General features: G+C 69.9%; 9 protein-coding genes. 8 read left to right on the forward strand and 1 reads right to left on the reverse strand.

Annotated elements, in window-relative coordinates; translation table 11 throughout:
• From ccrA to pssA, 7 genes are all read left to right on the forward strand, one after another.
• On the forward strand, window positions 1-1,218 hold a 1,218-nt coding region (ccrA, locus tag CCN33_RS03640), incomplete at its 5' end, for a crotonyl-CoA carboxylase/reductase (protein ID WP_086691026.1).
• 10 nt (window positions 1,219-1,228) lie between these two features.
• Window positions 1,229-3,274 (forward strand): protein meaA, encoded by a 2,046-nt coding sequence (locus CCN33_RS03645; RefSeq protein ID WP_086691028.1) that lies wholly within the window; start codon window positions 1,229-1,231, stop codon window positions 3,272-3,274.
• Window positions 3,271-4,236, forward strand: a complete 966-nt coding sequence (locus tag CCN33_RS03650; RefSeq protein WP_086691030.1) for an HpcH/HpaI aldolase/citrate lyase family protein — start codon at window positions 3,271-3,273, stop codon at window positions 4,234-4,236. Before CCN33_RS03645 ends, CCN33_RS03650 begins: the two co-directional genes overlap by 4 nt.
• Window positions 4,237-4,238: 2 nt before the next feature.
• Entirely contained in the window at window positions 4,239-4,751 is a 513-nt protein-coding gene (locus CCN33_RS03655) for a MaoC family dehydratase (RefSeq protein ID WP_086691032.1), read from the forward strand.
• Window positions 4,752-5,957 (forward strand): acyl-CoA dehydrogenase family protein, encoded by a 1,206-nt coding sequence (locus CCN33_RS03660; RefSeq protein WP_086691034.1) that lies wholly within the window; start codon window positions 4,752-4,754, stop codon window positions 5,955-5,957. It abuts the gene before it with no gap.
• A 170-nt stretch (window positions 5,958-6,127) separates the two neighbouring features.
• Entirely contained in the window at window positions 6,128-6,787 is a 660-nt protein-coding gene (locus tag CCN33_RS03665; protein WP_086691036.1) for a phosphatidylserine decarboxylase, read from the forward strand.
• Entirely contained in the window at window positions 6,774-7,628 is an 855-nt protein-coding gene (gene pssA / locus CCN33_RS03670; RefSeq protein ID WP_086691039.1) for a CDP-diacylglycerol--serine O-phosphatidyltransferase, read from the forward strand. The genes CCN33_RS03665 and pssA overlap by 14 nt, the downstream gene beginning before the upstream one ends.
• Window positions 7,629-7,701: 73 nt before the next feature.
• Here the strand turns inward: pssA and CCN33_RS03675 are convergent, their stop codons facing one another.
• Entirely contained in the window at window positions 7,702-8,838 is a 1,137-nt protein-coding gene (locus tag CCN33_RS03675; RefSeq protein WP_244173604.1) for a glycerate kinase, read from the reverse strand.
• A gap of 81 nt (window positions 8,839-8,919) precedes the next feature.
• Between CCN33_RS03675 and CCN33_RS03680 the strand changes: the two genes are divergently transcribed.
• Window positions 8,920-9,417 (forward strand): NUDIX domain-containing protein, encoded by a 498-nt coding sequence (locus CCN33_RS03680; protein WP_086691041.1) that lies wholly within the window; start codon window positions 8,920-8,922, stop codon window positions 9,415-9,417.
• Window positions 9,418-9,487 lie beyond the last annotated feature (70 nt).

Genomic DNA, 9,487 nt, shown 5'->3' on the forward strand with positions numbered 1-9,487 from the left:
GCGGGCCTCGAGACCCGCGACAAGGACCCCCGCAAGTCCACCCACCTCGACGAGGTGCCGCTGCCCGAGCTGGGCCCCGGCGAGGCCCTGGTGGCCGTCATGGCCTCCTCGGTGAACTACAACTCGGTGTGGACCTCGATCTTCGAGCCGCTGTCCACCTTCGGGTTCCTGGAGCGCTACGGGCGCACCAACGAGCTGGCCAAGCGGCACGACCTGCCGTACCACATCATCGGCTCCGACCTCGCCGGCGTCGTCCTGCGCACCGGCCCCGGAGTGAACGCCTGGAAGCCCGGTGACGAGGTCGTCGCGCACTGTCTCTCCGTCGAGATGGAGTCCTCCGACGGCCACAACGACACGATGCTCGACCCCGAGCAGCGCATCTGGGGCTTCGAGACCAACTTCGGCGGGCTCGCGGAGATAGCCCTCGTCAAGTCCAACCAGCTCATGCCGAAGCCCGGCCACCTGAGCTGGGAGGAGGCCGCCGCCCCCGGCCTGGTCAACTCCACCGCCTACCGCCAGCTCGTCTCCCGCAACGGCGCCGGGATGAAGCAGGGCGACAACGTGCTGATCTGGGGCGCCAGCGGCGGGCTCGGCTCGTACGCCACCCAGTTCGCCCTCGCCGGCGGCGCCAACCCGATCTGTGTCGTCTCCAGCGACCAGAAGGCCGACATCTGCCGCTCGATGGGCGCCGAGGCGATCATCGACCGCAATGCCGAGGGCTACAAGTTCTGGAAGGACGAGCGGACCCAGGACCCCAAGGAGTGGAAGCGCTTCGGCAAGCGCATCCGCGAGCTGACCGGCGGCGAGGACATCGACATCGTCTTCGAGCACCCCGGCCGCGAGACCTTCGGCGCCAGCGTCTTCGTCACCCGCAAGGGCGGCACCATCACCACCTGCGCCTCGACCTCGGGCTACATGCACGAGTACGACAACCGCTACCTGTGGATGTCGCTCAAGCGCATCATCGGCTCCCACTTCGCCAACTACCGCGAGGCGTGGGAGGCCAACCGCCTGATCGCCAAGGGTAAGATCCACCCGACGCTGTCCAAGGTGTACTCCCTGGAGGACACCGGCCAGGCCGCGTACGACGTGCACCGCAACCTCCACCAGGGCAAGGTCGGCGTGCTGTGCCTGGCCCCCGAGGAGGGCCTCGGCGTCCGCGACGCCGAGCTGCGCGCCGAGCACATCGACGCGATCAACCGCTTCCGGAACGTCTGAGGAGCGACACGTGACAGAGCGTCAGGCGCCGCAGGCGCGTCAGAAGGACCGTCCGTGGCTCATGCGGACCTACGCCGGACACTCGACGGCGGAGGCGTCCAACGAGCTGTACCGGCGCAACCTCGCCAAGGGCCAGACCGGTCTGTCGGTGGCGTTCGACCTGCCCACCCAGACCGGCTACGACGCCGACCACATCCTCGCCCGCGGCGAGGTCGGCCGGGTCGGCGTGCCCGTCTCGCACCTGGGTGACATGCGCAGGCTGTTCCAGGACATCCCCCTGGACCAGATGAACACCTCGATGACGATCAACGCCACCGCCATGTGGCTGCTGGCGCTCTATCAGGTCGTCGCCGAGGAGCAGGGTGTCGACATCACCCGGCTCCAGGGCACGACCCAGAACGACATCGTCAAGGAGTACCTCTCGCGCGGGACGCACGTCTTCCCGCCGGGACCCTCGCTCCGGCTGACGACCGACATGATCGCGTATACGGTGTCCCACATCCCCAAGTGGAACCCGATCAACATCTGCAGCTACCACCTCCAGGAGGCCGGCGCCACGCCGGTCCAGGAGATCGCGTACGCCATGTCCACCGCCATCGCGGTGCTGGACGCGGTGCGCGACTCGGGCCAGGTGCCCGAGGAGCGCATGGGCGACGTGGTGGCCCGGATCTCCTTCTTCGTCAACGCGGGCGTCCGCTTCGTCGAGGAGATGTGCAAGATGCGCGCCTTCGGCCGCATCTGGGACCAGGTCACCCGCGAGCGGTACGGCATCGAGAACCCCAAGCAGCGGCGGTTCCGCTACGGCGTCCAGGTCAACTCGCTCGGCCTGACCGAGGCGCAGCCGGAGAACAACGTCCAGCGGATCGTGCTGGAGATGCTGGCCGTGACGTTGTCGAAGGACGCCCGCGCGCGTGCGGTGCAGCTCCCCGCCTGGAACGAGGCGCTGGGCCTGCCCCGGCCCTGGGACCAGCAGTGGTCGCTGCGCATCCAGCAGGTGCTGGCGCACGAGAGCGACCTGCTGGAGTACGAGGACATCTTCGCCGGCTCGCACGTCATCGAGGAGAAGGTGTCCGCCCTGGTGGACGACTCCTTCGCGGAGATGGCCCGGATCGAGGAGATGGGCGGCGCGATGGCCGCCGTCGAGTCCGGCTACCTCAAGGCCCAGCTGGTGGCCTCGCACGCCGAGCGGCGGGCGCGGATCGAGTCGGGCGAAGAGAAGATCATCGGCGTCAACATCTTCGAGACGACCGAGCCCAACCCGCTCACCGCCGATCTGGACACCGCCATCCAGACGGTCGACCCCGCCGTGGAGAACCGGGTGATCGAGGCGCTGGGCACCTGGCGGGACACCCGCTACCAGCCGCCCTTCAACCACCCGCGCCCGTGCAAGGCGCTGGAGAAGCTGAAGGAGGCCGCCAAGGGCACCGACAACCTCATGGAGGCCACCCTGGAGTGCGCCCGCGCCGGCGTCACGACCGGCGAGTGGGCGGGGGCGCTGCGCGAGGTGTTCGGCGAGTACCGGGCGCCGACCGGCGTCTCCTCCGCCCCGGTGGCGGTGCCCGCCGAGGCCGGGTCCGCGATGGCCGGGGTGCGGGCGCGGGTGGACGCCACCGCGCGCGACCTGGGCGTGGGCAAGCTGCGCTTCCTGGTGGGCAAGCCGGGCCTGGACGGGCACTCCAACGGCGCCGAGCAGATCGCCGTACGCGCCCGTGACGCCGGGTTCGAGGTGGTCTACCAGGGCATCCGGCTGACCCCGGAGCAGATCGTGGACGCCGCCCTCGCGGAGGACGTGCACGCGGTCGGCCTGTCCATCCTGTCCGGCTCGCACGCCCAGTTGGTGCCGGACGTGCTGGACCGGCTGCGCGAGGCCGGGGCGCACGACATCCCGGTGATCGCGGGCGGGATCATCCCGGGCGCCGACGCCGAACTGCTGAAGTCGGCCGGCGTGGCCGCCGTGTTCACCCCGAAGGACTTCGACATCACCGGAATCATCGGCCGTATCGTCGACGAGATCCGCACAGCGAACAAGCTCGACCCCCTGGAGGTCCCCGCATGACGACCCCTGTCAACCGCCTGCGTCCGCGCCGCTCCTGTCTGGCGGTGCCGGGCAGCAACCCGCGGTTCCTGGAGAAGGCGCAGGGTCTCCCGGCCGACCAGGTCTTCCTGGACCTGGAGGACGCGTGCGCGCCGCTCGCCAAGCCGGAGGCGCGGCACACCATCGTCAAGTTCCTCAACGAGGGCGACTGGACAGGCAAGACGCGGGTCGTACGGGTGAACGACTGGACGACCGAGTGGACGTACCGTGACGTCGTGACGGTCGTCGAGGGCGCCGGCCCCAACCTCGACTGCATCATGCTGCCCAAGGTGCAGAACGCCCAGCAGGTGGTCGCCCTGGACCTGCTGCTGACGCAGATCGAGAAGACGATGGGCTTCGAGGTCGGCCGGATCGGCATCGAGGCCCAGATCGAGAACGCCCAGGGTCTCAACAACGTCAACGAGATCGCGGCCGCCAGTCCGCGTATCGAGACGATCATCTTCGGTCCGGCCGACTTCATGGCGTCGATCAACATGAAGTCGCTGGTCGTGGGCGAGCAGCCGCCCGGTTACCCGGCGGACGCCTACCACTACATCCTGATGAAGATCCTGATGGCCGCCCGCGCCAACGACCTCCAGGCGATCGACGGCCCGTACCTCCAGATCCGCAACGTGGACGGCTTCCGCGAGGTCGCCGGCCGTGCCGCCGCCCTCGGCTTCGACGGCAAGTGGGTGCTGCACCCCGGCCAGGTGGACGCCGCCAACGAGGTCTTCTCCCCCTCTCAGGAGGACTACGACCACGCCGAGCTGATCCTGGACGCCTACGAGTACTGCACCTCCGAGGCGGGCGGCAAGAAGGGTTCGGCGATGCTCGGCGACGAGATGATCGACGAGGCCAGCCGCAAGATGGCCCTGGTCATCGCGGGCAAGGGCCGCGCGGCCGGGATGCGGCGGACGTCCAAGTTCGAGATTCCGGAGGCGTGAGCATGCAGTTCGGGCGCACCTACGAGGAGTTCGAGGTCGGGGCCGTCTACAAGCACTGGCCCGGCAAGACGGTCACCGAGTACGACGACCACCTCTTCTGCCTCCTCACCATGAACCACCACCCGCTCCACATGGACGCCAACTACGCCGAGAGCACCACGGACTTCGGCAAGAACGTGGTGGTCGGCAACTACATCTACTCGCTGCTGCTCGGCATGTCGGTGCCGGACGTGTCCGGCAAGGCGATCGCCAACCTGGAGATCGAGTCGCTGAGGCACGTGGCGCCGACCTTCCACGGCGACACCATCTACGGCGAGACGACCGTGCTCGACAAGTGGCCGTCGAAGTCGAAGAACGACCGCGGGATCGTGCACGTCGAGACCAAGGGCTACAAGCAGGACGGCACCCTGGTGTGCGTCTTCCGCCGCAAGGTCATGGTGCCGACCGAGACGTACATCAAGGAGCGCGGCGGCGAGCAGCCCGGCCGCCCCGAGCTCAAGGAGCAGGTGAAGTAGATGGCGCGCCTCGCCCAGACCGCCGGTCTGACGGACATCCAGCAGGAGATCCTCTCCACCGTCCGCGACTTCGTGGACAAGGAGATCATCCCGGTCGCCACCGAGCTGGAGCACCGCGACGAGTACCCGCAGCAGATCGTCGACGGGTTGAAGGAACTCGGCCTGTTCGGCCTGATGATTCCCGAGGAGTACGGAGGCCTGGGCGAGTCGCTGCTCACCTACGCGCTGTGCGTGGAGGAGATCGCCCGCGGCTGGATGTCGGTCTCCGGGATCATCAACACGCACTTCATCGTGGCGTACATGCTCAAGCAGCACGGCACGCAGGAGCAGAAGGACCACTTCCTGCCGCGCATGGCGGCGGGCGACATCCGGGGCGCGTTCTCGATGTCGGAGCCGGCACTCGGCTCGGACGTGTCGGCCATCACGTCCAAGGCCGTGAAGGACGGCGAGGAGTACGTCCTCAACGGCCAGAAGATGTGGCTGACGAACGGCGGAACGTCCTCGTTGGTGGCCGTTCTGGTCCGGAGTGACGAAGGACACCCCGAGGGCACCGCGCCCCACAAGTCCATGACGACCTTCCTGGTGGAGAAGGAGCCCGGCTTCGGCGAGGTCCGGCCCGGTCTCACCATCCCCGGCAAGATCGACAAGATGGGGTACAAGGGCGTCGACACCACCGAGCTGATCATGGACGGCCTGCGCGTTCCGGCCGACCGGGTCCTCGGCGGCGTCACGGGCCGGGGCTTTTACCAGATGATGGACGGCGTCGAGGTCGGCCGGGTCAACGTCGCGGCGCGTGGCTGCGGTGTCGCCCAGCGCGCCTTCGAGCTGGGCGTTCAGTACGCCCAGCAGCGGCAGACCTTCGGCAAGCAGATCGCCCAGCACCAGGCCATTCAGTTCAAGCTGGCCGAGATGGCCACCAAGGTCGAGGCCGCCCATGCGATGATGGTGAACGCCGCTCGCAAAAAGGACTCCGGTGAGCGAAACGACCTGGAGGCCGGAATGGCCAAGTACCTGGCCTCCGAGTACTGCAAGGAGGTCGTCGAGGACGCCTTCCGCATCCACGGCGGCTACGGCTTCTCCAAGGAGTACGAGATCGAGCGCCTGTACCGCGAGGCGCCGATGCTGCTGATCGGCGAGGGTACCGCCGAGATCCAGAAAATGATCATCGGTCGCCGCCTGCTCGAAGAGTATCGGTTCCAGGGCTGATTGTCCGGAGACGGGGTGTTATCGCCGAGAAGAAGATCACACCCCGTCGACGGTCTTCGGCCGCCGACTCGGCTTCCTGGCTTGCCCAGTTGCGGCCCGCGCCCGGTACGATCCCCGGAAAGCCGCCGTCCCCCGTCATTGCGCGGCATCATCCGCTACGAAGGTCATCCATGCCCCACAGCCAAACCTCTGCACCCAGCGACAGCCGAGCCGGCGGCGTACGCCTCGCGCGCGGAGCATCGCCGTGGCTCCTCCCGACCGTCGCCACCGCGGCCCTCAGCCTGGCACGGGCCCGCCGCTCGGGCGTCGCCAAGGCCGTCGCCGTGCCCGCCACCGCTCTCGCGGCGGGCATGCTGTGGTTCTTCCGCGACCCGGAGCGCGAGATCACCGCGGGCCGCGTCATCTCGCCCGCCGACGGTGTGGTGCAGAGCATCATGCCCTGGAAGGACGGCCGCACCCGCGTAGCCATCTTCATGAGCCCGCTCAACGTCCACGTCAACCGGGCGCCGCTGGCGGGCACCGTGACGTCGGTCGAGCACATCCCCGGCGGCTTTGTTCCGGCTTTCAACAAGGAGAGCGAGAACAACGAGCGCGTAGTCTGGCATTTCGACACCGAACTCGGCGACATCGAGATGATCCAGATCGCGGGCGCTGTGGCCCGCCGCATCGTTCCGTACATCCCTGAGGGCACGAAGGTCGAGCAGGGCGACCGCATCGGTCTGATCCGCTTCGGCTCGCGTGTCGACCTCTACCTGCCCGAGGGCGTGGAGGTCGACGTCGAGGTCGGTCAGAAGACCGTGGCTGGGGTGACTCGCATTGACCGTGATTGATCCAGAGACACAGGCGGGCTGGGTGCCTGAGGCCGACGAGGCGGGCGACGAGGAGGAGATGCCCCTCTCTATGCGCCTGTCGATAGCGGACACCCTCACGCTCGGCAACGCGACCTGCGGCTTCATGGCGGTGTACTTCACCACCACCGGCATCCTGATCCCGCACCTCACCGGCAGCCAGGAATCCGGCATGGCCCGGCACAGCGCGGCCACGGCGGTCATCCTGATGCTCTGCGCGGCGGTGTTCGACCTCTTCGACGGGCTGGTGGCGCGCAAGCTGCGCTCCTCCCCGATGGGCGCGGAGCTGGACAACCTCTCCGACCTGATCAGCTTCGGCCTGGCCCCGGCGTACTTCGTCCTGGTCTACGGCATGGTCGCGGACGACGCGCACCAGCGGGTGGCGGCTCTCGGGGCGATCGTGGTGCTGCTGGCCGTCGTACTGAGGCTCGCGCGGTTCTCGTGCGTGACGGTGAAGGACGGCATGTTCCAGGGCATGCCCTCGCCGTTCGGCGCGCTGACGGTGGTGTCCATCGTGCTGCTGGAGCTGCCGTTCCCGGCGACTCTGCTGGCCATTGTGGGCATCGCCTGGCTGATGGTGAGCCGGGTCGAGTACCCCAAGCCGCGGGGCCGCCTCGCCGGCGCGGTGCTCGGCTGGATCGTCCTGTCCATGGGGCTGCTGGCCGCCTGGGCCTTCGACGCGCCGGGCGGGCAGCTCCTGCTCCAGGCGGGGTGCGCGCTGCAGCTCGTCATGGGCGCGGTCATCCCGCTGTTCGCCACGGCCCGCCGGGTGAACAACTTCCGCGACAACCGCAGGGAGGCGCGAGCGGCCCAGCTGCCGTGACGCGCGATCGCTCTGCTTCGGGGCCCCGGACCTTCGCTGGTCCGGGGCCCTTCGCTTTGCCCTCGCCCCGGTGTCACCTCAGGTGCTGCTCCGCGATACGGGACGCCACCCGCTCCAGCAGCGGGCCCGCCTGGGCCATGCAGAGGGCGGGATCCGGTTCCAGGGCCGTCAGGGGGTAGGCCGCTGCGATGCCGGCCCGGTGGAGAGCCTCGGGGGGCAGGGTCAGGCGGCCGCACACCGCGAGGACCTCCTTGCCCGCGGCGCGGCCGGCCGCGGCCACGCCGGCCGGGGCCTTGCCGTGCAGGGTCTGTTCGTCCAGGGCGCCCTCGCCGGTGATGACGATGTCGGCGCGGGCCAGGGCTTCGGTGAAGCCCAGGACGTCGAGCACGACCTCGATCCCGGCGCGGAAGCGGGCGCCGAGGAGGAGGGCCGCGTAGCCGACGCCGCCCGCCGCGCCCGCGCCGGGGCGGTCCGCGAGGCCGGGGGCCAGGACGGCCGCGAAGCGGGCGAGGGCGGCGTCGAGGAGGGACACGTCCGCCGGGGAGGCGCCCTTCTGCGGGCCGTAGACGGCGGCGGCGCCGTACGGGCCGGTGAGGGGGTTGTCCACGTCGCCGGCCAGGATCAGCCCGACGGAGGCGAGGCGGGGGTCCAGGCCGGTCAGGTCGGCCTCGGCGAGGTCGGCGAGGCCGCCGCCGCCCGGCCCGACCGGCTCCCCCCGCTCGTCCAGGAACCGCGCGCCGAGGGCCGTCAGCATCCCGGCGCCCCCGTCCGTCGTGGCGCTGCCGCCGACTCCGAGGACGACGGTCCGGGCGCCCGAGTCCAGCGCGGCCCGCAGCAGCTCGCCGGAGCCATGGGTGGAGGCGGTCAGCGGGGCGAGGGTCCCGGCCGGGAGGCGGCGGAGTCCGCTGGCCTCGGCCATCTCCACGACCGCCGTGTCCCCGCGTACCGCGAAGGCGGCGGTCACCGGATGCCCGAGGGGACCGGCGACCTTCACCTCCCGGCGCTCGAACCCGGCCGCGACGGCCGCGTCGACGGTGCCGTCCCCGCCGTCGGCCACGGGCAGCGTCTCGACCGCGACGCCCGGTACGGCGCCGCGCAGCCCGGCCGCCACATGCGCGGCCACCTCCGCCGCCGTCAGCGACCCCTTGAACTTGTCCGGGGCGACGAGCACCCCGCGGCCCACACCGTCCACCACTCCGCGTCCCCTCACCGCTCGCTCCACCGCTCCTTCGGTCCGGCGCGGCGTCAACCCTAGGGGTTGCCGTCCACGCCCCCTGGTTACCCTGCCTGGATGACCACCTCTGACGACTTCGCCACGTACATCGCGGGTCTGCCCCGTGTCCTGTCAGCCGCCGCGACCCTGTTCCGGGACGCGGAGGGCCGGGTCTTCCTGGTCGAGCCGAACTACCGGCCGGGGTGGGGCCTGCCGGGCGGCACCATCGAGTCCGACGACGGCGAGACGCCCCGCCTGGGCGCCCGCCGCGAGACGCTGGAGGAGATCGGCCTGGACCGCGCGCCGGGCCGCCTGCTGGCCGTGGACTGGGTTCCGGTCCCCGGTCACATGCCCATGGTCGCCTACCTCTACGACGGCGGCGTCCTCACCGACGCCGACCTCAAGGCCATCCACCTCCAGGAGGAGGAACTCCTCTCCTGGCGCCTCGTCCCCCGCACCGACCTCCCCGACTACCTCCCCCCGTCCCTGGGCCGCCGCGTCCTCGCCGCCCTGGACGCCCTGGAGGACGGCAACGGCCCGGCCGAACTGGAGGACGGCCACCGGGCGGCGGGATGAAATCGCCTTCCGTAAAGCACTACCCAAGTGCGATCATCGTGTGACTGTTCGAAGCACTGCTGACGACATC

The sequence above is a fragment of the Streptomyces recifensis genome (assembly GCF_002154615.1).
Taxonomy (GTDB): domain Bacteria; phylum Actinomycetota; class Actinomycetes; order Streptomycetales; family Streptomycetaceae; genus Streptomyces; species Streptomyces griseoluteus.

Bases quoted from the DNA above. Each gene is read 5' to 3' on its own strand.
- CCN33_RS03650 (WP_086691030.1), top strand. From the start codon at position 3,271: ATGACGACCCCTGTCAACCGCCTGCGTCCGCGCCGCTCCTGTCTGGCG.
- CCN33_RS03655 (WP_086691032.1), top strand. From the start codon at position 4,239: ATGCAGTTCGGGCGCACCTACGAGGAGTTCGAGGTCGGGGCCGTCTAC.
- CCN33_RS03660 (WP_086691034.1), top strand. From the start codon at position 4,752: ATGGCGCGCCTCGCCCAGACCGCCGGTCTGACGGACATCCAGCAGGAG.
- CCN33_RS03665 (WP_086691036.1), top strand. From the start codon at position 6,128: ATGCCCCACAGCCAAACCTCTGCACCCAGCGACAGCCGAGCCGGCGGC.
- CCN33_RS03680 (WP_086691041.1), top strand. From the start codon at position 8,920: ATGACCACCTCTGACGACTTCGCCACGTACATCGCGGGTCTGCCCCGT.